The organism is Chryseobacterium geocarposphaerae (genome assembly GCF_002797535.1).
Lineage (GTDB): Bacteria > Bacteroidota > Bacteroidia > Flavobacteriales > Weeksellaceae > Chryseobacterium > Chryseobacterium geocarposphaerae.
This window is the reverse complement of record NZ_PGFD01000002.1, coordinates 70,295-95,628: the sequence shown is the minus strand read 5'-3', so window position 1 is coordinate 95,628 and position 25,334 is coordinate 70,295. Positions and strand designations below refer to the sequence as shown.

At 35.1% G+C, this 25,334-nt stretch carries 24 protein-coding genes; 7 read left to right on the top strand and 17 right to left on the bottom strand.

From position 1 onward, the window contains the following. Positions 1 to 14: 14 nt before the first annotated feature. Positions 15 to 1,709 (bottom strand): glycoside hydrolase family 3 protein, encoded by a 1,695-nt coding sequence (locus CLV73_RS11945; protein ID WP_100377130.1) that lies wholly within the window; start codon positions 1,707 to 1,709, stop codon positions 15 to 17. Positions 1,710 to 1,824: 115 nt separating this feature from the next. On the opposite strand from CLV73_RS11945, the gene CLV73_RS11940 reads away from it, so the two are divergent. Further along, on the top strand, positions 1,825 to 2,358 hold the full coding sequence (locus CLV73_RS11940) for a hypothetical protein (protein ID WP_100377129.1): 534 nt from the start codon (positions 1,825 to 1,827) through the stop codon (positions 2,356 to 2,358). Between the two features lie 92 nt (positions 2,359 to 2,450). Here CLV73_RS11940 and ribA read toward each other — a convergent pair whose 3' ends face one another. The 8 genes from ribA to CLV73_RS11900 form a co-directional block, all read right to left on the bottom strand. Next, positions 2,451 to 3,047 (bottom strand): GTP cyclohydrolase II, encoded by a 597-nt coding sequence (gene ribA, locus CLV73_RS11935; protein ID WP_100377128.1) that lies wholly within the window; start codon positions 3,045 to 3,047, stop codon positions 2,451 to 2,453. A 14-nt stretch (positions 3,048 to 3,061) separates the two neighbouring features. Continuing rightward, positions 3,062 to 3,520: a hypothetical protein gene (locus CLV73_RS11930; protein ID WP_100377127.1), complete on the bottom strand. Its 459-nt coding sequence runs from the start codon at positions 3,518 to 3,520 to the stop codon at positions 3,062 to 3,064. Continuing rightward, positions 3,517 to 4,131: a DUF4254 domain-containing protein gene (locus tag CLV73_RS11925; RefSeq protein ID WP_100377126.1), complete on the bottom strand. Its 615-nt coding sequence runs from the start codon at positions 4,129 to 4,131 to the stop codon at positions 3,517 to 3,519. The genes CLV73_RS11930 and CLV73_RS11925 overlap by 4 nt, the downstream gene beginning before the upstream one ends. A 19-nt stretch (positions 4,132 to 4,150) precedes the next feature. Continuing rightward, positions 4,151 to 4,366: a twin-arginine translocase TatA/TatE family subunit gene (locus CLV73_RS11920; protein WP_100377125.1), complete on the bottom strand. Its 216-nt coding sequence runs from the start codon at positions 4,364 to 4,366 to the stop codon at positions 4,151 to 4,153. A gap of 30 nt (positions 4,367 to 4,396) precedes the next feature. Next, a complete protein-coding gene (locus CLV73_RS11915) occupies positions 4,397 to 5,959 on the bottom strand; it encodes a murein hydrolase activator EnvC family protein (protein WP_100377124.1) in 1,563 nt (520 codons plus the stop codon). Further along, a complete protein-coding gene (locus CLV73_RS11910; RefSeq protein ID WP_100377123.1) occupies positions 5,956 to 6,801 on the bottom strand; it encodes a DUF4292 domain-containing protein in 846 nt (281 codons plus the stop codon). Before CLV73_RS11910 ends, CLV73_RS11915 begins: the two co-directional genes overlap by 4 nt. Before the next feature lie 89 nt (positions 6,802 to 6,890). Beyond that, entirely contained in the window at positions 6,891 to 7,907 is a 1,017-nt protein-coding gene (locus CLV73_RS11905; protein WP_100377122.1) for a sugar phosphate nucleotidyltransferase, read from the bottom strand. A gap of 27 nt (positions 7,908 to 7,934) precedes the next feature. After that, positions 7,935 to 9,389, bottom strand: a complete 1,455-nt coding sequence (locus CLV73_RS11900) for a lipopolysaccharide biosynthesis protein (protein ID WP_100377121.1) — start codon at positions 9,387 to 9,389, stop codon at positions 7,935 to 7,937. A 120-nt stretch (positions 9,390 to 9,509) separates the two neighbouring features. Here CLV73_RS11900 and CLV73_RS11895 point away from each other — a divergent pair, with 120 nt between their 5' ends. Continuing rightward, positions 9,510 to 10,847: a dihydroorotase gene (locus CLV73_RS11895; RefSeq protein ID WP_100377120.1), complete on the top strand. Its 1,338-nt coding sequence runs from the start codon at positions 9,510 to 9,512 to the stop codon at positions 10,845 to 10,847. A 61-nt stretch (positions 10,848 to 10,908) separates the two neighbouring features. Here the strand turns inward: CLV73_RS11895 and CLV73_RS11890 are convergent, their stop codons facing one another. Beyond that, positions 10,909 to 11,511, bottom strand: a complete 603-nt coding sequence (locus CLV73_RS11890; protein ID WP_100377119.1) for an FMN-dependent NADH-azoreductase — start codon at positions 11,509 to 11,511, stop codon at positions 10,909 to 10,911. 110 nt (positions 11,512 to 11,621) lie between these two features. On the opposite strand from CLV73_RS11890, the gene CLV73_RS11885 reads away from it, so the two are divergent. Next, positions 11,622 to 12,005: a winged helix-turn-helix transcriptional regulator gene (locus CLV73_RS11885; protein WP_100377118.1), complete on the top strand. Its 384-nt coding sequence runs from the start codon at positions 11,622 to 11,624 to the stop codon at positions 12,003 to 12,005. 8 nt (positions 12,006 to 12,013) lie between these two features. Here CLV73_RS11885 and CLV73_RS11880 read toward each other — a convergent pair whose 3' ends face one another. The 5 genes from CLV73_RS11880 to CLV73_RS11860 form a co-directional block, all read right to left on the bottom strand. Continuing rightward, the gene (locus CLV73_RS11880; protein WP_317044621.1) at positions 12,014 to 12,970 is read right to left on the bottom strand and encodes a helix-turn-helix domain-containing protein; all 957 of its coding nucleotides are present in this window, start codon (positions 12,968 to 12,970) and stop codon (positions 12,014 to 12,016) included. A gap of 40 nt (positions 12,971 to 13,010) precedes the next feature. Further along, positions 13,011 to 14,018 carry an aldo/keto reductase gene (locus tag CLV73_RS11875; RefSeq protein WP_100377117.1) on the bottom strand — a complete coding sequence of 336 codons (1,008 nt, stop codon included), beginning with the start codon at positions 14,016 to 14,018 and terminating at the stop codon, positions 13,011 to 13,013. Positions 14,019 to 14,296: 278 nt separating this feature from the next. Next, on the bottom strand, positions 14,297 to 16,594 hold the full coding sequence (locus tag CLV73_RS11870; protein WP_100377116.1) for a GH92 family glycosyl hydrolase: 2,298 nt from the start codon (positions 16,592 to 16,594) through the stop codon (positions 14,297 to 14,299). Between the two features lie 41 nt (positions 16,595 to 16,635). After that, positions 16,636 to 17,316 carry a response regulator transcription factor gene (locus tag CLV73_RS11865; RefSeq protein WP_100377115.1) on the bottom strand — a complete coding sequence of 227 codons (681 nt, stop codon included), beginning with the start codon at positions 17,314 to 17,316 and terminating at the stop codon, positions 16,636 to 16,638. 18 nt (positions 17,317 to 17,334) lie between these two features. Continuing rightward, on the bottom strand, positions 17,335 to 18,582 hold the full coding sequence (locus CLV73_RS11860; RefSeq protein ID WP_100377114.1) for a sensor histidine kinase: 1,248 nt from the start codon (positions 18,580 to 18,582) through the stop codon (positions 17,335 to 17,337). A 164-nt stretch (positions 18,583 to 18,746) separates the two neighbouring features. Here CLV73_RS11860 and CLV73_RS11855 point away from each other — a divergent pair, with 164 nt between their 5' ends. The 4 genes from CLV73_RS11855 (at position 18,747) to CLV73_RS11840 (ending at position 23,231) form a co-directional block, all read left to right on the top strand. After that, positions 18,747 to 19,160, top strand: a complete 414-nt coding sequence (locus CLV73_RS11855; protein ID WP_100377113.1) for a DUF1573 domain-containing protein — start codon at positions 18,747 to 18,749, stop codon at positions 19,158 to 19,160. A gap of 163 nt (positions 19,161 to 19,323) precedes the next feature. Then, positions 19,324 to 20,205: an SDR family oxidoreductase gene (locus tag CLV73_RS11850; protein WP_100377112.1), complete on the top strand. Its 882-nt coding sequence runs from the start codon at positions 19,324 to 19,326 to the stop codon at positions 20,203 to 20,205. Positions 20,206 to 20,279: 74 nt separating this feature from the next. Then, on the top strand, positions 20,280 to 22,232 hold the full coding sequence (locus tag CLV73_RS11845) for a M1 family metallopeptidase (protein WP_100377852.1): 1,953 nt from the start codon (positions 20,280 to 20,282) through the stop codon (positions 22,230 to 22,232). 171 nt (positions 22,233 to 22,403) lie between these two features. Continuing rightward, positions 22,404 to 23,231: an endonuclease/exonuclease/phosphatase family protein gene (locus CLV73_RS11840; RefSeq protein ID WP_100377111.1), complete on the top strand. Its 828-nt coding sequence runs from the start codon at positions 22,404 to 22,406 to the stop codon at positions 23,229 to 23,231. 5 nt (positions 23,232 to 23,236) lie between these two features. Here the strand turns inward: CLV73_RS11840 and CLV73_RS11835 are convergent, their stop codons facing one another. Continuing rightward, the gene (locus tag CLV73_RS11835; protein WP_100377110.1) at positions 23,237 to 23,923 is read right to left on the bottom strand and encodes a response regulator transcription factor; all 687 of its coding nucleotides are present in this window, start codon (positions 23,921 to 23,923) and stop codon (positions 23,237 to 23,239) included. Then, a complete protein-coding gene (locus CLV73_RS11830) occupies positions 23,913 to 25,226 on the bottom strand; it encodes a sensor histidine kinase (protein WP_100377109.1) in 1,314 nt (437 codons plus the stop codon). Before CLV73_RS11830 ends, CLV73_RS11835 begins: the two co-directional genes overlap by 11 nt. Between the last annotated feature and the right edge of the window lie 108 nt (positions 25,227 to 25,334).

The window sequence follows — 25,334 nt, the reverse complement described above, 5'->3', positions numbered from 1 at the left end:
TTGTTTGATATGGTCTAATTATTTGATTGTGCTTTCAGGTCAATTCCCATCCCAGGTTTTAGTTTGTCATTTACCAAAACAGGAAGTCTGCCTGAAATTTTTGTTTTTCCGTTAAGAGCATTTGCTGTTGCCGTCATAGAGTCATCATTGTTTTCATAAGAAACCAATACCGTAGAAATTTTTGAGATATCAATGTCTTTTAACGCATAAGCACTTCCGAAAACATTCAGAACTAAATTTTGTTTTTTAGCTAAGTCTTCAATAATCTTTTTGGATTCTACTGAAATTTTATAAGGTTTGTAAGCTGTAGAATTGTCTTTGTGAAGTCCTATAATTACTGTTGAATTAGCTGGAATTGTATTGATTTCGTTTGATTTTTTAAGGATTACATTTGAACCTAATTGAGTTGCGAAAGTCTGATAAGGAGCTTCCTCCAATGGAATGTAATATATTTGCTTTCCGTTTAATGGAAGTAGTTTTTTATCATCCTTTAATAAAGTCAACGCATTTGAGTACAGATTCTGAACTAAAGTTTTATGGGTATCATTATTTAAGTCGAAGTTGATATTTTCAGGGTCTTTAGGAGAATATTTGTCCAATCCTAAGAAATATTTTGTCAAAAGAATTTTCTTTACACTTTCTTCTACTCTTGATTGTGGTATTTCTCCGTTGTCAATGGCTTTCTGGATCAGTTTTTTTCCCTCTGCTACGCCTTGAGAAAAAAGCATGATGTCATTTCCTGCTTTAAAAGCCAATGCGTCCAATTCTCCCGGATTATATTTATTGGCTACAGCTCCCATATTCAGGGCATCTGTGATAATTAATCCTTTATAACCTAATTTCTCTTTAAGTAATCCGGTAATGATATTCTTTGATACCGAAGCCGGGATTCCTTTCCCAGATTCCAGGTTTGGAACATATAAGTGAGCAACCATTACGCCACCAATTCCTTTATTCATTAAAGCTTTGAATGGAGCAAGCTCAATGGTATTAAGTCTCTCTAAATTATGTGAAACAACTGGAAGATCAAGATGCGAATCTGTACTGGTATCTCCATGTCCGGGAAAATGTTTGATGGCAGCAAGAATATTGTGATCCTGGAGACCGTTTGCATACGCTGAAGCGGAATTAATTACATTTTGAACTTCAGACCCAAAGCTTCGGTTACCAATGATAGGGTTGTTCGGATTGGTGTTTACATCCACAACCGGTGCAAAGTCCCAGTTGATGCCCATTCTTTTACAATCTTCCGCAATTTTTGAAGCCATCTGATAAATCAGGTTTTTGTCCTGAATTGCTCCTAATGTCATTGCCCAAGGGAATTTGTGAGCTGCGGCAATTCTTTGGTATAGGCCCCATTCCGCATCCATTCCGATCATTAATGGTACTTTAGACTTTTGCTGGAATTCATTCACCAGATTGATTTCTTTTGCAGCATCATCCTGCATCAGAATTAAACCTCCGATTTTATCATTTACGACAATATTTCTTATCTGATTGATATGGTTGTCATCTTTATTGGTATATAATGCAACAATAAAAAGTTGTCCCAGCTTTTCGTCTTGTGAAAGACTGTTGTAAGTTTTGTTTACCCACTGCTGTGCTTTATCCAAATCGGCCTTTGAAGTGTTTTTAGGCTGGTATTGAGCATTTGTAGCACAACTGATAAGAATAAATATGAAGAGTAAATTTAATACGGATTTGTTCATAATTTTTGAATAAGAACAAAAATACGATTAAAAAAATCACAGTAAAGAATGTTTTTGAGTTTTTTGGTATATGTTTTGAATACGCTTTATAAATAATAACTAAACTTTTTATACAATGAAAAAATTCTTCCCACTTTTACTATTAGCTTTTGTAAGCTTATTCATATTTAGCTGTGATGATAATGACAATAATAATGCTCCATATCAGGATAATGATACCTATTCGCAAATGAGAGATGTTACGGGATCTTTTAATAGTGGTAATAACTATGCATTCACGCAAGGAATTAATATCCAGAGTACAGATGTTGTGTTGGTATATAGAAAAGCAAATAATGCATGGCAACAGCTTCCATATACTTGGTATTTAGATCCTTCAACTTCTGCTGCACCTAGAAAATTTGATTATAATTTTGTTTTTGATTCACAAAATGTTCAGATCAGAATTGATAATCCTAACTTCAGCCTTTCTACAATGTCTTCTACAGAAGTAGGTAACTATTTAAATAATCAGACGTTTAGAATTGTACTTGTTCCGGCAAGCCCTGCAAAAGGAGCAGCAGCAACAGTAGATTATAGTGATTATAACGCTGTTGTAAAATATTATAATCTTGATGAATCTAAAGTGATTAAAACAAAAGTTAATTAATCATTTCAATTAAAAGAAGAAATATCTTTTCAGTTTTTTATAAATAATTAAAAAAGAAAGCTCCGGGAGAAATCCTGGAGCTTTTGATTTTATCAGTTATCATTATCATCAAGCAGATGACCAAAATAATCTTTCTTTGTTTTCAGATACCATTTGCTGATTTCATTAGCTGGAATTTGTAAGGGAATTCTTGAGTTAAGATGTATATTACTCTCCGTAACATATTTTACTTTCTCTGGATTATTGGTAAGAAGATTAATATCTTTTATATCCAAAAGGTTTAATATCTCTATGGCAACACCAAAGTTTCTGTCGTCTGCAGGAAGTCCCAGTTTCAGATTGGCTTCCACGGTATCAAATCCTTTTTCCTGGAGGGAATACGCTTTTAACTTATTGATAATACCTATATTTCGACCTTCTTGTCTAAGGTAAATGATAACCCCGCCATTTTCGTGGATATATTTCATGGCAGCGTCTAATTGCTGTCCACATTCACATTTTTTTGAATGGAAAACTTCTCCGGTAATACACTCTGAGTGAAAACGCACATTAACTGGCTTAGAAAAGTCTGTATTCTCAGCTAAAATAGCCATGTGTGGCATCCAGTCATTTTCGTTTTCGGAGAACGCGATCATTCGGAAAGTGCCGTGTTCTGTAGGAACGTTAGCTTCCGCCTGAATTTTAATCATGGATAATTCTCATTTTAATTTCCTTTTAAAGAGTCTTCTATTACAGAGATATTAGTTTTAAGTCTTACCAAATATCTGTTCAGAACTTCATCATCATCTTTACCCAAACCAGATCTTAGTTTCTGAATTTTTTTATAGGATTTTTCAAAACTTTTAATTGATCTGTTTCTTCCGGCTATATTATTAGATTCGATAGCGTATAAATAATTTTGAAGACTGTATTTTAAATTGGTCACCTCTTCATTTATACTGTTACTCTTGAATGTAGGAAAGGTTGAAATTAAATTTGATATTTCTGAGGCATTTACATTTTTTTTAATATTGATCTCAAACGACTTTCCAGATCCTGTACGATTGTCAGAACCTTTGGACTCACTGTAGAAATTGCTGGTCAACGGGGAAAGATTAAGCTTTTCCGTTGCACAAGACGAAATCGTTGTAATTAATATTCCAAAAAAAAGTAATTTTTTCATTTTTGCTGCCCCTTTTGATACAGGATTGGGTTAAGACTTTCATCGTTGTACATTTTCATCTGTTTGTACACTTTCATCTTAACGCTACCGTTCTCAATATCAGCAAGCAACTGATTGATAGAAGCCGATAAATCTTCTTTTTGCATAAGAAGGACGTTTAATTTTTCCTGACAATTTAAACGATGCTCCTCAGAAGCAGATTCTCTGTTGGCTTCTAACGACATATGATAAATCTTTAATGCAAGTATTGATAATCTGTCCACTGCCCAAGCGGGAGTTTCTGTATTGATTTTCGCATCAGATTTAGGAATTATATTTTCGTATTTTTTTAGGAACCAACTGTCTATAAACTCCACTAAATCGGTTCTTTTTTGATTTGATTGGTCTATAGTTCTCTTCAGGTGAAGAGCTTCAGTCGGATCAATATTTTCATCTCTAATTATATCTTCCAAATGCCATTGAACGGTATCAATCCAGTTCTTTGCATACAAAATCCGTTCCAAACTGTCTTTTTCGTATGGATTGTTAATTAGAGTGTTGACGTTATCAAGCACGTGATAATCTTCAATAGACTGATTGAAGATATTCCATGCAATTTCTGTAAAATTCATTTAAGAATAAGTTAGAATTTTAGTTGCTAGAATTCGTATTGTTGTTTGAAGAAGAGTTTTTGTTTTCAGAACCAGGCTTGTCTTCTTCTTTTACAGCGTCTTTAAATTCTTTAATACCAGAACCAACTCCTCTCATCAATTCAGGGATTTTCTTACCTCCGAAAAGTAATACAAGCAGTATTGCTACAATCAGGATGTGTTGCCAAGATAAGGCTAATATTGTTAGTGTATTCATTTCTAAAAATTTTTACAAAGTTAAACTTTTTTAATAAGAAACCCAACCTAATGGATCAACTGGTGTGCTGCCATTCCATACCTGAAAATCAAGAGTATACGTTCCGTCAAAATCCTGAGCTACAGTACCCACCGGAGTCCCTGCTGAAACCTGTTGATTTTTAGATACAGAGTTACCGCTCAGATTAGAATAAATAGTAAAATAGTCACCGTGCTTAATTACCACAGTTTTGGTTCCATCTGAAGCAGGCAGTACTGAGGAAACGGTTCCTGGGAATACGCATCTTGCCACGGCTCCTTTTGATACGGATATTTTAATCCCGTTATTCTCTTCCATAATATTTTTAAACACCGGGTGAGGTTGTCTTCCAAATCGGTGAGTAATGGTTCCTGAGATTGGCATGCCTAATTTACCTTTATTAGCGGCAAAGTTATTTCCGGCAGATGTAGAAACGCCGAAATTAGTCATTGCCTTTGATTCTGCAGCTTTTTTATCTGCTTCTTTTTTTCTGGCTAAAGCATCTTCGGCTGCTCTGGCTGCATTTAATTTATCAGTTGCTTCTTTAGCTTTTAAGGCTGCTTCATCAGATGCTTTTTTAGCGGCTACTTTTCTAGCTTCGTCTCTTGCGCTGGCTTCTGCTTTTGCTGCTTCTTCAGTACGCTTTCTTTCTTCTTCAGCACGTTTAGCAGCTAATTCAGATGCTTTTTTGGCTTCCGCTTCCGCCAATTTCCTTTCTCTTTCCAATGCTTCCGCTTTAGCCTTAGCTTCCGCTTCTATTCTTGCTTTTTCTCTTTCAGCTGCTATCTTTGCCAAACGGATTTTTTCCGCTTCCGCTTTTTTTCTGGCTTCTTCTTCTGCTTTTGCTATTCGTATTTCTTCAGCAATAATAGCTCTGATTTGTCCTTCCAGAGCTTTAGATTGAGTTTGTTTTTGTTTGAGCTCAGCAGTGAGTTTGGATTCGTTCTTTTTAAATTCTGCAACTAGCTGTTCCTTTTGTGCACGTTCTACATTAATGGTAGTCAAATCTTTTTTCTGTGTGATCAGTAGATTTTCCTTTTCATCTGCAGATTTCTTTTTCTGAGCAATAGATTTTTGTATTTGTGCGGCAGCAGTAGTTATTTCAGCTGCTTTTTTATCTTGATAGTCAGAGTATTGCTTTAAATATTGTACCCTTCTAAGCGCTTCACCTAAATTTTTTGATGAAAGAATGAAGGTGACTTTATTCTGTACCCCTTTATTTTTATAGGCGTTTACTAAAACTTCTGCGTAATTCTTTCTTAAGATGGCAAGTTCTCTATTTTGACGATTGATTTCTAATTGACGTAAATAGATTTCATCTTCAATAAATCTCTTTTCTTTTTGAGTATTGTTGTAAACTTTTTCTCTTAATACTAATTTTTTATTGACATTCGTAAGATAGGCAATAGAGAGCTTTGATTCACTTCTTGTTTTAGCTAAATCATTGTTTATCTGTGCAATTTGTTTTTTTAGTTCGGCATTTTGCTTTTGGAGCTGTTCCTTCTTTTGTTTATCTTGCCCGAAGTGCAATCCAAACAATAAAATACCTATTAAAAAGCTAAATTTTTTAATCATTTAATCTCAATTTTCTTATAATTAGATGGGACATTATAGCGTGTATCCATCCTCGAAAAATCAAATTTCGTATTTTCCAGCAGAATTTGACTGTTTTTTGATCCTTTTATAATTATTTTAACATTTTTTGGAAGTCGGATTTCATCCTGATAAGTTTCCCAACCATCATACAGAATTTCTAAAGAATCTTCGGAATTTGCATCCTGGAGTTTGGCTTGCATAAGATCATATTCAGGGGAATACTGAAGGACTATTTTATACTCTCTTGTTGTTTCTCCTGTTTCTATTTTTATATTGGAAATAGAGGAAAGCTGATATCCCTGCATGTTTTGAGTAATCCGGGAGTTTCTACCTTTAATTGTAAAAAAAGTTCTTCCTATCAGAAGTTTTTCTAAATTCTTATAATCTATGAAATTTACATTTAATAAATTATTGAGATAATCAAAATCGGAATCAATATAGTTTTTATTGTATTTATCCATGGCTTTTATTCCTTCCGGAGTAATAAGCGCACGAGCGGCATTAATAAACAAGAAGTTGATGGAAGCAAATATTTTTTTATCCGTTTCTATATAAATAGTAGCATCTAAAGGACTTACCTTGATGTTGTCAGCAGTAATTTTACTGTTTATTTTAAGATACTCAAATTGAGGGTGAATATAAACCTTTTCATAAAAAGTCAGAGGATCATGTAAATTTTCACCTGTATCTATTGGCTCATTGTCTTTAGGTTTTTCTACTTGAATACTGTCTTTTCCTTCCGTGCTTTGTTCAACGGTTTTTCTGGTCTTACAAGAAAATAAAACCAGAATAAAAAGTATTGAGGCGATCCATTTGTTCATATTCAAATTTAAATAAATGCTTTGCAATATTAACGCCAAACCACACAAAACATTTTGTGTGGCTTAGTTATGCTATTAAATCAGGTTGGTTATTTAGACAAAAAATCCAGGACTGAATAGTCTCCTAAAGAAATTTCTCTTGCTACACCAAAATACTGAGCCGAATTTCCGATCATTGAATTGGATAAATTCCCATGATTGATTCTGGTATTTTCCTGAATCAATGAATTTTCAATATTGGAATTGACCACTACTGTATTATTGCCCAAAGAAACTCCCGGTCCAATTTTAGAATTTGAAATCTTTACATTTTCACCAATAAAGCATGGCTGAATAATCAACGAGTTTTCTATTTGAGCAGAAGCTGGGAAGTGAGACATTTCCTCTTTTTCGTATTCTAAAATTTTGCTGTTGGTTTCTACGGTAGCATTTTTATTTCCACAATCCATCCAGTCGTTTACTTTTCCTAAAGTAAATTTTGCTCCTTTTGCTCTCAGGTTTTCCAACGCTGTTGTTAATTGGTATTCACCACCGTTTTTAATATCATTATCCATGATATAATTGATTTCGTCCATCAGTTTTTCAGCACTGTTGAAATAATAAATCCCAATGATTGCCAGATCTGAAACGAAAGTTGTCGGTTTTTCTACGAAATCTGTGATGAAACCGTAGTTATCTAATTTTACCACTCCAAAAGCTGACGGGTCTTCTACACTTTTTACCCAAATAACACCGTCTGAATTTTTATCTAATTGGAAATCAGCTCTGAATAAGGTGTCTGCATAAGCAACTACAACATTTCCTGTCATTGATGCTTCAGCACACTTCAAAGAATGAGCCGTTCCTAAAGGGTCTAATTGATAGTAAATGCTTCCTTTGGCCCCCAATTTTTCTGCAATTTGAATAAGAGACTTTTCAATCTCGGGACCAAAATCTCCAATGATAAAAGCTACTTCCTCGATTTTCTCTCCAGCAACTTTAGCAATATCTTCCACCAATCTTTGTACGATCGGCTTTCCTGCAATAGGAATTAGAGGTTTTGGAACTGTTAATGTATGTGGACGCAATCTGGAACCACGTCCAGCCATCGGAACAATAATTTTCATATATGAATGTCTGTTTTGTTTATTATTTTATGCTCTTCTAAGTATCTTATTAATCATCGTTCTTTCATTATAGATAAGAAATGCTATAAATAAAAGAAACAACCCGTTTCCTATTAAATAATTGTCTCTAAAGTAATAAAAAGATACCATAGAAATAGCAATTGATAATATAAGATAAATAGAAATCTTTTTTATGTTATAATGAATAGGATACTGTATTTTTCCCCAAATGTAAGAAATAATCATCATGCTTGAGTAGGTAATTAATGCTGCAAAAGCACTTGCCCAATATCCATACTTGGGAATAAAAGTAAAATTGATAAAAATTGTAATAGCTGCTCCTATTAATGAGATGTATAGTCCTACTCTGGTCTGGTCTGATAATTTATACCAAATAGAAAGATTCAGGTATATCCCTAAAAATAAAGCGCCCAGCATTACAAAAGGAATAATTTCAATACCTTCATAATAAAGCGGGTTTTTCAGGTATTTTTCTGAGATCCACTGTAGATTGACCATCAAGCCAATATAAATTAAACAATTACAAACCACAAAAATATCCATTAAAACGGCATAGGTTTTATGATTATTTTTGTCTTTAAAGCTTGAAAAAAAGTAAGGTTCAATCCCCAGTTGATATGCCTGTCTAAATACAGTGATAAAAGTAGCAATCTTATAAACGGCTCCGTAAACTCCGATTTGATGTTTGGCTTCTTCTTTAGGAAGTAAATATTTCAAAAACTGTCTGTCTAAGGTTTGATTGATAATTCCAGCAAGACCAGCAATCATTACCGGCCAAGAATAATTCATGATTCTTTTCCAAAGCTTAAAATCAAACTTACGGAAACTAAAGTTCACAAATTCTTTTCCTACTATAGCCAATGTGATGATACTTTGCACTAAGTTAGCGATAAAAACATATCCGACACCAATTTCCGGGTCATATTTCAACCCGAAGATTCCATTGGGATATTTTGGGAGCCATTTAATGAAGAAAACTACCAGGAAATAGTAAGCCAAAGATCCGATGACTTTAGAAAGCATATATTGAACAGGCTTTCCTTCCAGTCGTAAAACAGCGGAAGGGATGGTCGAGAATGCATCAAAAGATAGAATGAAAAGAAAAATTACCAGATAATTAACCTGGTCTGGGGTTTCAAAAGCATTCGCAAGATCCTGTCGGAAAACATACCCTAAAAGAAGATAGATAAATCCGGTTCCTAAAACGCTTAAAGCACATGTTGAAATCAGGGTTTTCTTATCAATATCTCCTTCCTGTGCAAAACGGAAGAAAGAAGTTTCCATTCCGTGCGTCAGAAAAACGGTAATCACTCCGGCAATTGAATACCAGTCTACAAAAGGTGAAGAAGCAGAAGGTCCGAAAGCTTTAGTTACGATTGGTGCAATCAGAAATGGAAAAATTCTTACCAATACAGAGCTTAATCCATATACAGCGGTTTGTCCAAATAGTTTCTTATACAAGTCTAAGTTTTTAAAATGCAAATGTAAATATTAGAATTCACAATTTTCTGATTGATGATTAAAAATCACTTTGGAATATATTAAATTTGTGCAATCTAATCAATCTTATAAAAGTCTCTAATGAAAATTCTTATAAAAAATGCACAAATCGTTAACGAAGGAAAAATTATTGAAAGCGATATTCTTATCGAAAACGATTTGATTTCTAAAATAGATTCTAATATTTCTGAAGAAGCAGATCAGATAATTCACGCTTCAGGAAAGTATCTTTTGCCAGGAGTTATTGATGATCAGGTACATTTTCGTGAACCGGGCTTGACGCATAAAGGAGATATTGAAAGTGAATCCAGGGCGGCAATTGCGGGAGGAACGACCAGCTTTATTGACCAGCCGAATACTGTTCCGAATGCGGTAACTCAGGAATTGCTGGCTGATAAATATGAAATTGCTTCTCAAAAATCATTTGCTAATTACGGTTTTATGATGGGGGGAACCAATGATAATCTTGAAGAAGTTTTAAAAACCAATCCCAGAAATGTTCCCGGAATCAAATTGTTTCTAGGGTCATCTACAGGAAATATGCTGGTTGACAATCCGGAAACCCTGGAGAATATTTTCAGTAATACCAAAATGCTGATTGCTGTTCATTGCGAAGATGAAGCTACGATCAGAGCCAATACCCAAAAATATCTGGATGAATACGGTGAAGATATTCCTGTGAAGTTTCATCATCTGATCAGAAGTGAGGAAGCCTGCTATAAATCTTCTTCAAAAGCTATTGAATTGGCAAAGAAAACCGGAGCCAGACTTCACGTTTTCCATTTGTCAACAGCAATTGAAACGGAACTTTTCCGAAATGATATTCCTTTAAAAGATAAAAAAATTACTGCTGAAGTTTGTGTTCATCATTTGACTTTTATCAATGAAGATTATGAAACCAGAGGAGGATTAATCAAATGGAATCCGGCGGTAAAAACTCAGAAGGACAAAGACGGGCTTTGGGAAGCATTGTTGGATGACAGAATTGATGTAATCGCAACAGATCACGCACCTCACACCTGGGAAGAGAAACAGAATGTGTATACAAAGTGTCCTTCGGGAGCACCTTTGGTACAACATTCTTTGGTAGTGATGCTGGAAAATTACAGAAACGGAAAAATTTCTTTGGAAAGAATCGTTGAAAAAATGGCTCACAATCCTGCAATTCTGTTCAGAATTGAAAAGAGAGGTTTCATCAGAGAAGGTTATAAAGCTGATTTGGTTCTGGTAGATTTAAATGAAAACTGGACGGTGGAAAAAGATAATATTCTTTATAAATGTGGATGGAGTCCTCTGGAAGGAATGAATTTCCATTCTAAAGTGACCCACACTTTTGTTAATGGAAACCTGGTTTACGAAAACGGGGAAATAAACGAACAAAAATTCGGAGAGCGCTTGCTTTTTGAAGTTCAGGACTAAAATAAAAAAGCCTTTTCAAATTTTTGAAAAGGCTTTTTTTCTAACATCTTTCAAAAAAAAATTAATCGATTGTAATATTGTCAATTGCTTTTTCTAAAGAAGTTTCCATAATTCCGGGAATTGCTAAACCTTCTGCACGGAAAACGCTAACATCGGTCACTCCATAGAAACCAAAAATGTTTTTGACATAAGGCACGTTGGAATCATATATCTGAGAAGGACCTTCCGAATAAATATTTCCGGATGTGAAAGCAATGTATAATTTCTTATCATTTAATAGGCCTTTTGGTCCGTTTTCATCATATTTAAAGGTATATCCTGCTCTTGAAGTGAAGTCAAAATATGCTTTAATTGTTGTAGGAACCGAAAAATTGTACATTGGAGAATCAATAACGATAATATCTGCTTCCTGTAATTCTGAAATCAAACCTATTGAATATTCATTGATTTCTGCCTGTTCAGGAGAATGACTTTCAGCAGGGGAGAAGAAAGTATTGATATGTTTTTCTTCTAAAACCGGGACTAAATGTTTTGTCAGATCACGTTCTTTTACAACAGCATCCGGATATTTTTCCTGGATTCTTTTTACGACCGCATTTCCTAATTTTCTGCTTGCAGATATTTCAACTCTTGGGCTTGAAATAATGTGAAGTATGTTTTTCATTGTTTTTAATTAAAATTTCTAAAGCAAAATTATGTACATTTGCTTATCAAAAGTTAGTAGTAAACAAAAGGTTAGTAGTAACCTTTTAGTTAGTTTAAAAAACTAAACATATGGAAAATACAGCTATTTTAGAAGAACCCATAACGGCTCAAAAATGTTCTGAAAATCTTTCTTCAGTGGAAGATGCAATCTATGTGATTGGTGGGAAATGGAAGCTGAAAATTATTATTGTTTTGCAGGAAAGCGGTAACATAAGATTTAATGAGCTTCAAAGAAATATTCAGGGAATTTCGGCAAGGGTACTTTCTAATGAATTGAAAGATCTTGAGCTGAATGGTTTTGTAAAAAGAGTTGTACATGCCGAGCAAACGCCGGTGGTTGTAGAATACATTTCCACTGATTACAGCAGAACGCTGAAGCCGGTGATTATGGCACTTTCAGATTGGGGAAGAAAACATAAAAAAAATATAAGGGAAGATGTTTTCGAAAAATAAACAGTTTTTTAATTAAACGACTGCCTGAATTCTAAAGGAGACATATTCGTTTTCTTTTTAAAAAGAGTACTGAACGATTGTGAATGCTCAAATCCCAGTTCGTAAGCAATTTCACTTACCGATAACTCTGTTGTGGAAAGCTTTTCTTTTGCCTTACTGATCAGCTTTTCATGAATATGCTGCTGCGTGTTTTGTCCGGTGTGAATCCGTAATAGATCACTTAAATAATTCGGCGAAAGATTCATAGCTTCTGCAAGATGATGAACTGTTAAAAGTCCCTTTTCGGGAGATTCTTTATCAAAATAATTATTCAGGTACATTTCAAATTTCGTCAGGAGTTGATGGTTCCCGCTTTTGCGGGTGATGAACTGTCTTTCATAAAATCTCTTTGAATAGTTTAATAGCAGTTCGATTTGTGATAGAATAATTTCCTGAGTGTGGTGATCAATATGTTGACATTCTTTATCGATTTTATACATGATCTCAAGTAAATCATTTTCTTCATCTTCGGATAAATGCAATGCTTCATTTACTGCATATGAAAAAAAACCATAGGAAGAAATGGTCTTTGCCAAAGAATGTTTCAACAGAAAATCTTCATGAAAAATCAACAGGTATCCTGTATTTTCACAATCCATGGTTTGTAAGTCCAGGTATTGAACCTGGCTTGGAGCTGTAAAACTCAATACTCCTTTATCGTAATCGTAATGTTGCTGACCGTATTTTATTTTTCCTGTTGCATTCCGTTTCAGGGCTACACAGTAATACCGGCTCGTAAAACCTTTCCATACCTCATCTTCAATAAAAACACTTTCAGAAAGATTGATGACACTTACCATCGGATGTTTTGGCTCAGGAAGAGAAGCAGTTTGTGAAATGCTGAAATTGATTGTATAGTGTTCATTACTGTAAATTTTGAAAGAGAATTTTTGAGCTGTTTTTATAGAAACCTCATAGATTTTCAAAATCTATGAGGTTTTGATCTTAAATAGTTAAAGTTACAAATTAATAATCCAATAATCCCATACTGAATTCATCATAAGGAGCACCAGTATCCGTTCCCAACGGAACAATGCTTTCAAGCTTTTGAATTTCGGTCTCTGATAATTTAATTTTCGAAGCCTCAATATTCTGTTCCAGATATCTTCTGCGTTTTGTTCCAGGGATAGGTAGGATTCCTTTACTGATGATCCAGGCCAGAGCCAATTGTGATGAGGTAATGTTTTTTTCTTTAGCAAGGTTTTCAATGGCTTCTACTAGCTCAATGTTTTTATGGAAATATTGCTCCTGGAAACGAGGGATTCCTCTTCTGAAATCATTGGCCGGCAAATCATCAATCGTTTTAATATTCCCGGATAGAAATCCTCTTCCCAAAGGAGAATAGGCGACAAAACCAATTCCCAATTCATTCAAAGTTTTAATCACTCCTTTTTCTTCAGCCGTCCTTTCAAACAAAGAATATTCACTTTGGACCGCAGAAACCGGGTGAACGGCGTGCGCTCTCTTTACAGTTTCAGAAGATACTTCTGATAAACCAATATAACCCACTTTCCCTTCTTTTACCAGATCGCTCATTGCTCCTACGGTTTCTTCGACAGGCGTGTTTTTATCGAGACGATGCATATAGTAAAGATCAATGTAATCTGTCTTCAGATTTTTAAGTGAGCGTTCAACCGATTTTTTTACGTAATCTTTAGTTCCTTTGATCTTCCAGGTTATCTGGTCGTTGTCATCAATCTCCCAACCGAATTTTGTGGCAATTATATATTGGTCACGACTTCCTTCAATAGCTTTTGCTATCAACTGTTCATTTTTAAAAGGCCCATATAAATCTGCCGTATCCAAAAAATTTCCACCCAGTTCCAAAGAACGGTGAATAGTGGCAATGGCTTCCTGCTCATCACTTTTACCATACATATCTGCATCGCCAAAACCTGTCATTCCCATACATCCCAAACCAATATTCGGAACGATTAATCCCTGACTTCCTAATTTTACCTGATTTAATTTCATATCGTTACATTTTATTGATACAAAATTCAGCAGAAATTAAAAACCGGATGTATGCAAAATGATGATTGTCGTATGCAAATTACGGATTGTGAATTTTCTCTTAATTGTTGTCGAAGATCTGCGTAATCGGCCAAATCTGCGAGAGATAAAATTATGGATGAAGATTCAGAATGACAAACTGTAACACAATTATCTGTGAAGATCTGTAAAATCCGTGGGAGACTAAAAAAAAGATTCTTCACATCACTTTCACTTCATTCAGAATGGCAACAGCCGATTTATTTTCTTGGTTTGGAACCCATATAAAAGCTCAGTTTTCCGCCATTCATAATATCAGAATGTTTTAAGGTGAAATTCCTGATCTCTTTTCTGTTTAAAAGAACTTTCTGAACATATACATTTTTCGGATTTTGATCAATGGCTTCAATTTCAAAAGTTTTTCCATTTTCAAGATTTAAAACTGCGTGATCCACCGCAGGACTTCCGATGGAATAATCTTCAGAACCGGGAGCTACAGGATAAAAGCCCAACGAACTCAAAATGTACCAAGCGCTCATTTGTCCCGTATCATCATTTCCTCCCAATCCATCGGGAGTTGCTTTATACTGCATTTCCAGGATATGACGAACCTGCGCCTGTGTTTTCCAGGGTTGTCCTGCCCAGTTGTAAAGATAGGCAACATGATGTGCCGGTTCATTTCCGTGGACATATCCACCGATAATCCCTTCTCTTGTAATATCTTCCGTATCAGCGAAAAACTCGTCAGGTAAATGCATGGTGAACAATTCGTCTAATTTTGAAGCGAATTTTTTCTTTCCACCCATTAAAGCAATAAGCTCATCCGGATTTTGAGGAACGAAGAAGCTGTAGTTCCATGAATTTCCTTCAATGAAACCTTGTCCGTGAGTACTTAATGCATTAAAGTCTTTCTTAAAGCTTCCGTCTGCTGAACGAGGACGCATAAATCCAATTGTTGTATCAAAATTGTTTTTCCAGTTTTCAGAACGCTTAATGAATTGATTGTAAATTTCTGTTTCGCCCAAATGTTTTGCTAGTTGAGCAATTGCCCAATCGTCATAAGCATATTCCAGTGTGTTGGAAACCGAAGTGCCGTTTTTCTCTGCAGGAATATATCCCAGATCAATATATTGCCCGATTCCTTCATAGTCTCGTTTGTTTGCCGTTGCAACACAGGCTTTCAGTGCTTCTTTGGCATCACCGTTATAATTCCCTTTAATAATAGCATCTGCAACTACACTTACACTATGATAGCCGCTCATACACCAATTGTCATTTGCATAATGTGACCAGATCGGAAGCATTTTCATTGAAAACTGATCATAATGAGCCATCATCGATTTCAACATATCACCGTTTCTTTTTGGCTGAATGATGTTAAAAAATGGATGAAGCGCACGATACGTATCCCAAAGAGAGAAGGTTGTATAATTTGTGAAGTTTTCTGCTTTATGAGTACTCTGGTCCAATCCTTTATATTCTCCGTTTACATCATTATAAGTGGTCGGATTGATAAAAGTATGGTACATTGCGGTATAAAAGTTCGTTTTCTCTGCTTCAGAACCTTTAATGACGATTTTATTTAACTCCTTATTCCAGTATTCCTGAGTTTGGGCTTTTATCTGATCAAAAGATAGGCTTCCAACTTCTTTTTCCAAATTTTCAAGTGCATTGACTTGACTCACAGGGGAAATTGCCAGCTTTACTTCGATTGCTTCATTTTCATTCGTATCAAAATCAAAATACATTTTCAGGTTTTTTCCTGCGATTTCCGGAAAGTTTTTAGTCTGATCGAATTTTCTCCAGAAACCATTATATACTTGTTTTCCGTCATAGTTTTTCTGTCCGTATGACTTGAACGGCTTTGAGAATTTCATCGCAAAATAAACCGTTCTTGTTCTCGCCCAACCATTGGTTTGTCGGTATCCGGTAATGGTATTCCCGTTTTCTACACGAACATAAGTCCAGACGTTTTTGCCATCATAATTGTAAATTCCGGCCATCAGATCCAGAATAATATGTGCCTGATCAGATTTCGGGAAAGTATATCGGTGAATTCCGACTCTTGTTGTTGCTGTTAATTCCGCTAAAATATTGTGATCATCAAGCCTTACCTTATAATATCCAGCTTCTGCGGTTTCATTTTGATGTGAAAACCTGCTCCTGTAGCCACTTTCAGGGCGAGTTGCTGTTCCCGGATTTAATTGTAATTTTCCAACAGTAGGCATTATCAAAAAATCTCCAAGATCAGAATGTCCAGTTCCGCTAAAGTGTGTGGAACTAAAACCTACAATTGTTTTGTCTTCATAACGGTATCCTGCACAATATTTATAAACTTCACCATTATATTTTCCGTTTAACTCGTAAGAAATCGTATCTGTTTCCGGGCTTAGCTGAACGGCTCCAAAAGGCGCCGTTGCTCCGGGATAAGTATGACCCATTTTTTCTGTTCCTATTAATGGATTAACATATTGATAGAGTTTTTCGAATTTTTGAGCTTTAATGCTTGAACTAAAAAATAAAAGAAGTAGAAACAAAGTAATTCCCGGTCTTTTCATATGGAGATTTTTGAAAAGTAAATGTATATAAAACTTGTTGATTATTTTTCTGAAAAACGGAAACCTATCCCGTGGATATTTTCAATTATAATATTATTTTCCTGAGTGAAAATCTTCCTTAATCTTGAAATAAAAACATCAAGGCTTCGTCCCATAAAATAATCGTCATCACCCCAAATGGCTTTCAATATCTCCTGTCTTTTCAGGACTGTGTTTTTATTGCGAATAAAATATAACAGGAGCTCGGCCTCTCTTTGGGTAAGAGTTATCGTATTTTCCTGATTTTGCAGCGTGTAGTTTTTAGGATCAAAGTTAAATTTTCCGACTTTATATTTCTGTGAAGAGGATTCTGTTTTTTTAGAACGTTTGAGGAACACTTCAATCTTCAGGATCAATTCTTCAATACTGAAAGGCTTTACCAAATAATCATCCGCACCTATTTTTAATCCTTTAATCCTGTCTTCCTTTAAAGCTTTGGCAGAAATAAAAATGATGGGAATTTCAGAATTTTCTTCACGGATATATTGTGCCAGTTCAAAGCCGTTCATTTCAGGCATCATGATGTCTAAAAGGCAAATATCGAAACTCTCATTATTAAATGCTTCCAGCGCAGATTTCCCGTCCGGATACCAGCAAATATCATAATAACTTTCCAGGCTGTCCTGAACGAGAAAAGCTATGGTGTTGTCGTCTTCAGCATATAAAATTTTAGATTTCTCCATGAATTGCACTTTAATATTTTAAAAGGGTAAAAACAGGGTGATGGTAATTCCTTTATCACTGTTATTTTCAACTGAAATTTTCCAGTTATGTTGCTGAACAACTTTTTTTACATAAAATAATCCTAGTCCAAAGCCATTCACCTCATCACTTTTACAGGTATTTACTCTATAAAACTTATCAAAAATATGAGGAATATTTTTAGCGGGAATTCCTATTCCATTGTCTTTAAACTTTAAATATAAGCCTTTTGAATCTTTAAATGAAGAAATGGTAATAATTGGTATGGTTTCGCAATATTTAATAGAATTGTCTAAAATATTGTAAATGATATTGCTAAAATGAAATTCATCGGCTATAACCGAGGTATCACTGTCAATATTGATTTCAATGGAAATGTTTTCATTCTTTTGTTTTACGGTATCTGCAATTTCCTGAATAAAAGGAAGCAGAATAATTCTCTGAGGTTTTAATGACAATCCTGAAGCATCATTTTTGGCAATATTCAGTATTTTTTCAATATGACTGTTAAGCTTATGACTTTGATCGGTAATAATGGAAGTGTAAGTCTGCAGTTTTGAATTTTCTTTTACCTGATCTTGTTTTGTCAACGCTTCAGAAGCCAAAAGGATAGATGAAAGAGGGGTCTTAAATTCATGCGTCATATTATTGATGAAATCTCTCTGTAGTTCTGAAAACTTTTTCTGCTGAATAATCGTGTAAATTGAATATACATACACTAGAAGAATAATGATCAAGGCGAATGTAAGCAGATACCAAAACCTCAGTGAACTGATCAGGTATGTTGTTTTGTCCGGAAAACGGATAGAAAAATAATAGACCAGGTTTTTATGTTTCGGAAACTGGATCACCTTATAGTTTGGGCTTTCCTGATGTGAGGAAACAAATTTTCCATAGATCATCTTATCGCTATGACAATTGTATAGAGCATATACGTAATTGGTATTGATCTGAAAACGGGTAAATTCTGTTTTTAAATAATGTTCTAAAACTGCCGGATGAAATTCATTATTAATATTAACCACATAATAATCATTAGAAATATTCTGAACAGGGTTTTCGGCAAAAGAAGTTTTTCCTCCAGACAGTTTTTCTACAACTTCCAGTAAGGCAATATTTACTTTTTGGTTGAATTTCTGATCTTCTAAATTATAAGCTTGGCGGGTCCACAGGAGCTGGGCTATCAAAATTCCGATAATAGCTACAAACCCGAGAGTTATAATAATATTAAGTCTTTTTATTTCCATTTACAGAAACAATATTATCCAAAAATATCTATTAATTTTTTATCGTTAACAACTTATTAACAAATGTTTGATATCGATTAACAACTTGTATTCAAATTCATCTTACATTTGCTTTATCGAAAGAGATAATCATCAGCTTTTTATAATTATTAAAATTTATACTCATGAAAAATTTAAAAATTACAGCACTTTTAGCTGTTTTAGCATGCTCTCCTTTTTATGCAAACGTACTTCCGACTGACAATTCACCAGTTGTAAGAGTGCTTGCAGATGCTATTAAATGGAAATCAGAATCTATCGACGTTGGAAATATTCCTCAAGGAAAACCAAAAGTAATCAGATTTGAATTTACTAACACGTCTAACAAGCCTATCATTATTGAAAATGTAGCGCCGTCTTGCGGATGTACAACTGCTGATTACACAAAAACTCCAATCCTTCCTGGAAAAAAAGGTTTTGTTGAGGCGAGCTACAATGCAGCGAACGTTGGTGCATTTATAAAAACGGTAAACGTTACAACAAGTGACAGCAAAACTCCAAAAACACTTTCTTTCAAAGGAACTGTAGTGGCTTCTTAATTAATTTAATCTTGTTCAATATAAAACGGTCTGATATTATTTATCAGGCTGTTTTTATTTTTATCCGTATTGATTTAAAAACAATTATTTGCTGCATTATTTCTTGATATATTTTAAAGGCTGGCGTTTCAATATTTATTATTTTTAAGAAAAAATAAAACGTATGAATCTTTATACACAACCAATGCTGCGTGAAGAAGCGCTGAAAGATAAAGTAGCCATCGTCACGGGAGGCGGAAGCGGTCTTGGAAAAGCAATGACCAGATATTTCCTTCAACTGGGTGCAAAAGTAGTGATCACTTCAAGAAATTTAGAAAAGCTACAAGGAACAGCTAAAGAGTTGGAAGAAGAAACCGGAGGAAAAGTTCTTTGTGTTGTCTGCGACGTGAGAAACTGGGATGAGGTAGAAGCCATGAAAGAAGCTACTCTGAAAGAGTTCGGAAAAATTGACATTTTACTGAATAATGCAGCGGGAAATTTTATCTCTCCAACTGAAAGGCTAACCCACTCTGCATTCGATTCTATTTTAGATATTGTTTTAAAAGGAACAAAAAACTGTACCCTTTCTATCGGGAAACATTGGATAGATTCAAAATCTCCGGGTACGGTTTTGAATATTGTGACGACTTATTCCTGGACGGGGTCTGCATATGTTGTTCCTTCAGCCTGTGCAAAAGCGGGAGTTTTGGCAATGACGAGATCTTTGGCAGTAGAATGGGCAAAATATGGAATCCGTTTTAATGCAATTGCTCCGGGACCTTTCCCTACAAAAGGTGCGTGGGACAGATTGCTCCCGGGAGATCTGCAGGAAAAATTCGATATGAAGAAAAAAGTTCCGTTGAGAAGAGTGGGAGAACATCAGGAGCTGGCCAATTTAGCAGCTTATTTAGTATCTGACTATTCTGCTTATATGAATGGGGAAGTAGTGACTATTGATGGAGGAGAATGGCTACAGGGAGCGGGTGAATTCAACATGCTTGAAGATATTCCCCAGGAAATGTGGGATGCTTTAGAAGCAATGATCAAGGCTAAAAAATCAAATTGATTAAAAAGTGATATTAATTTCCCGGATCTGTAACGATTCCGGGATTTTTTTTACCTATTATGAAAAGAATTTCAATGAACTTTAAACTTCCAACTCTTATTTCTGCCGTTGCTGTTGCTCTTTTTGGGCAACTAACGTATGCTCAGGAATCACCAAAATATGATTATGTAGAAGTATTTAAGCCATTTTTCTATCCACAAACCGGTACTGAAACCAGATCGGCAAGCGGGCAACCGGGACATGCATATTGGCAAAACTCTGCAGATTATCATTTGAATGTAAGCCTTAATGAAACTAAAAATGAAATCTCCGGAACCGCAGAGATTACTTATACCAATAACAGTCCGGATAGGATGGGGTTTTTATGGCTGCAGCTGGATCAGAATTTATTTGAAAAAAAATCAAGAGGAAATGCCGTAGTACCTATGTCGGGAAGCAGAAATGGTGCTCATGGTGAGGAATTTGACGGAGGTTACAAAATAAAATCGGTGAAATATAACGGGAAAGACGTAAAATATACCATTACAGATACCAGAATGCAGATTGATCTTCCTGAAGAGCTTAAATCTAACGGCGGTGTTGCAAAACTTAAAATTGAATACTCTTTCCTCTCTCCAAAATACGGATCCGACAGAATGGGAATACAGGATACCAAGAATGGAAAAATCTTTACGATGGCGCAGTGGTACCCAAGAATGTGTGTATATGATGATGTTTTAGGATGGAATACGATGCCTTATCTCGGAGCTTCTGAATTCTATCTGGAATATGGGAACATTACCGCGAATATCACCGTTCCGGCCAATCAATATGTGGTTGCTTCAGGAGAACTGCTTAATGCAAAAGAAGTCTATACAAAAGAAGAAAATAAACGATGGGAAGAAGCCAGAAATAACGATAAAACAATAATGATTCGCCCGGAATCTGAATTGGGTAAAAATCAGGCAACCGGAACAAAAACTTGGAAGTTTAGAATTAATCAGGCAAGAGATTTTGCATGGGCGTCTTCTGCTGCATTTATCGTAGACGCAGCAAAAATTAATCTCCCAAGCGGTAAAAAATCTTTAGCGATTTCAGCCTATCCTGCAGAAAGTGCCGGAGAAAAAGCATGGGGAAGATCAACAGAATATACAAAGGCAGCAATCGAACATTATTCAGCGAAATGGTATGAATATACGTATCCTGCGGCCACAAATGTTGCCGGTAATGAAGGGGGAATGGAATATCCCGGAATTGTTTTTTGCCATATGAACTCTAAAGGAGGTGATCTTTGGGGCGTTACTGATCATGAGTTCGGGCACAACTGGTTCCCAATGATTGTAGGTTCCAATGAAAGATTATTTGCCTGGATGGATGAAGGTTTCAATACTTTTATCAACGAACTTTCAACAGAGGCGTTCAATAAAGGTGAATATTATGAGAAGAAAAATATTGCCCAAATGGGAGGCTTCCTGATGAACGATAACTTTGAGCCCATCATGGTGGGACCGGATAATATGAAAGAAAGAAGCATCGGGGTTTTAGCGTATTATAAACCGGGGCTTGGACTGGAAGTTTTAAGAAATTCGATTTTAGGACCTGCGAAATTCGATAAGGCATTCAGAATGTATATCGACCGTTGGGCTTTCAAGCATCCTACTCCTTGGGATTTCTTCCACACGATGGAGAATGTTTCCGGAGAAGAGCTTAACTGGTTCTGGAGAGGCTGGTTTATCAATAAATGGAAAATCGACCAGTATGTAAAAAATGTGAAGTATGTAAACGGAGACTTTAAAAACGGAGCGCAGATTACCGTTGAAAACCTGGGGCAATTACCGATGCCGACAACCGTTCAGGTGAAATTTAAAGATGGTACGGAACAAATCGTAAAATTACCGATAGAAGTCTGGAAACGGAATACGGAATGGACCTTTAAAATCGATTCGACAAAAGAAATAGCTCAGGTAAAACTGGATCCTAATTCTCAGATTCCAGATGTGAATCCTAAAAATAACAGCTGGAGTTCTGACGATCAGCCTTCCAAGTAAAAAGTTATTAAAAAAAGGTTCAAAGGAATTTAATTTACTAAAAAGAAATAATTCAGATATTTAAACTCCGGAATATATTCCGGAGTTTTTTGTTTTCAATAATAAATCGGCATTCATTGCTTCTTTATGAGACATATGTTTTATTTTTGTTTAACTTTTTAATTAAGAATAATGAAATTTAAATTTTCAGGGCTATTGGTATTACTTTTTATCCTCAATTTTTCTCAGGATCTGAAAGTAATGAGTTTCAACATCAGACTTCAGGTAGAATCGGATAAAGATAATGCCTGGACACAGAGGAAACAGGATGCAATCGACTTATTAAGCTATTATCATCCGGATTATTTCGGAGTTCAGGAAGCGCTTCCGGAACAAATGAAAGATATTAAGAACGGATTAAAAAACTATGATTATGTAGGAGTGGGAAGAGATGACGGAAAAGAAAAAGGAGAGTTTTCTGCTATTTTTTATGATACCAGCAGACTTCAGGTTTTAAATTCAGGAACATTCTGGTTGTCTGAAACTCCTGAAAAGCCCTCAAAGGGTTGGGATGCCGCTTACAACAGGGTTTGTACGTATGCTGTTTTCAAAGATAAAAAGTCTAAAAAAGAATTTATGGCGCTCAATCTTCACTTCGATCATATCGGAAATGTGGCAAGAGTGAAATCTGCGGATTTAATTTTAAAGAAGATCAAAGAAATTAATCCTAAAAATTTACCGGTAACCTTAAGTGGTGATTTCAACTTAACTGATGATACGGAACCTATTAAAATACTTTCTCAGAATTTAACAGACTCTTTCTTTCATTCTGAAACCAAGCATTATGGGCCTGTTGGAACATTTACCGGATTTAATGTAAATGAAGTTCCAAAAGAAAGAATCGACTATATCTTTGTCAAAGGATTCAAAATAAAATCTCACAGACATATCAATGACAAAAGAGAAAACCTGCTGTATCCATCGGATCACTTTCCGGTGTTGGTAGATCTTTCTTTCTAATAAGATTAGTTTGTCGGAAAATCTATTTCAAATCCAATTCCTCTCAGGGATTGGATTTTGATTTCAGGATCGTTGATAAAATATTTTCTTAATCTGCTGATAAAAACATCAAGGCTTCTTCCCGTAAAATAATCATTGGTTTCCCACAGATTGTTCAAAATATCATCCCTCTTTATCGTTTTTTGATTGTGTTTCAACAAATAAAGCAAAAGTTGCTGTTCGCGTATTGTTAAACGAATATTTCCGTCCTGATGAGAGAGCAGAAGTTTTTCCGTATCTAAAAAATAGTTTCCGATCTTTATCTGCGTTTCTGTGGTTGCGGGTAAAGTTCTTTTAAGAATGTTCTTAATTCTCAAAATAAGCTCTTCAGGATCGCAGGGTTTGGAAATATAGTCGTCGGCTCCAATTTTTAAGCCTGTTAACCGGTCAATTTTTTGATTTTTTGCCGTTAAAAACAGGATAGGAAAGTCAGGTTTCTCCTTTAAAATCATTTTAGCTAATGAAAAGCCGTCAATATGGGGCATCATAATATCCAAAATTCCAATATGAAAAGAAAAATCAGATTTTAAAATCTCTGTAATATCTTGAGGATTCTGAAACCAAACGACTTCAAAATCCTCCAGTTCCAGATACTGCTTCAGGATCATTCCAAAATCGGAATCGTCTTCTGCTAAAAGGATCTTAATTTTCATAGGGTAGATTTATTTTAAAGAGAGTGCCTTCTTTGGGCTGAGAAATTACTTCAATCTTTCCTTTGTACTGATCGATAATTTTTTTCACAAAATACAGCCCCAATCCCAATCCTTTCGTATTATGGATGTTGTTGGACTGGATTCTGTAGAACTTTTCGAAGATATTTTTCAGCTCTTTCTTTTCTATACCTTCTCCATTATCAGAAATTTCTATCATAAGATTCTCATGAAGATCCGCAATATTGACCTTTACTAAAGAAGCTCCGTATTTTACACTGTTTTCACAAAGATTTTTAATGATGGTTTCCAGAAGGCTCTTATCAAATGGAAGCTCTTTGGTAACGTTGATTTCAGAAGCAAAGGTAATCTCAGGATAAGTAAAGGCTAAATCCTGGATAAAAAAAGCCCAGTCTTCAGGTTTAATAAAAAGGATTTCTCCGTATTCATCTTTGTGGAGCTGCTTCATAAGACTTTCGAGGCGGCTGATCTGCCGGTCGATCAAAGGAAGGGTTTCAGGATTCCAGTCTTTTTTTAAAGCTTTTGCTGCAATTTTCAACGTAGCGATAGGTGTTTTAAATTCATGCGAAATATTATCTACAACAGTATGAAGAACTTCTACCTGTTTCTGTTGTTTGATTAAATTCCTGACCGTAAAAATAAAGAGAGCTAAAACACTTGCAAGCAGTAAAAAACAGCATGAAAACAGCAAAATAAGCTCTTTAAATATGATAGTTTTAATATTTAAAATTTCAAATTCTGTAATGCTTTCAACAATAAAAGAATCTCTTTTGTTCAATTCGCCATCTGTAGTAGATGTTGAAGAGGTCTCCCATTTTCCCGAACTTGAAATCCCGGTTTTTTTTAATTTATTCTTTGTTTCATATAAAACAACAGGCTTATCGATGAGAGGAGTTTTGTCAGGAAGAGAAAGGATAGAAGTATATTGAATTTTGGCAGCAATTTTATAACCTTCCTTTTTAAAATGGTTGTCTATATAATTGCTTATTTGAGCTTCTGTATTTCTTTTATTTTGCTCAAAATATCCCAGAAATTCTTCTTTGCTGATTTTTTTGTTGCGGTATTTAATGAAGATTTTCTGCAGATCGTCTTCTAGGGAAACATTTTTTGCGTTGCTTATTTCTTCCAGTTTATCGGTATAGTTGGTTAAGCCCTGATGAACAGTTCTGTAAATATCCCGTTCTTTTACCAGGTAAGTTTTATACATGAAGTATACCTGAATCCCCAACAGCAGGAGAAAAAGGAAGGCAAACAGCAAAATAAGATATTTACTTTTGGAGATCATCAAAACAAAGATAAAAATTTAGTCTTTCCCTAATGCACATTAACCCGCCATTAACCTTCTGTTAACCGAAATTGTTGAAGACAATATGGAATTTTGCTGCATAATAAT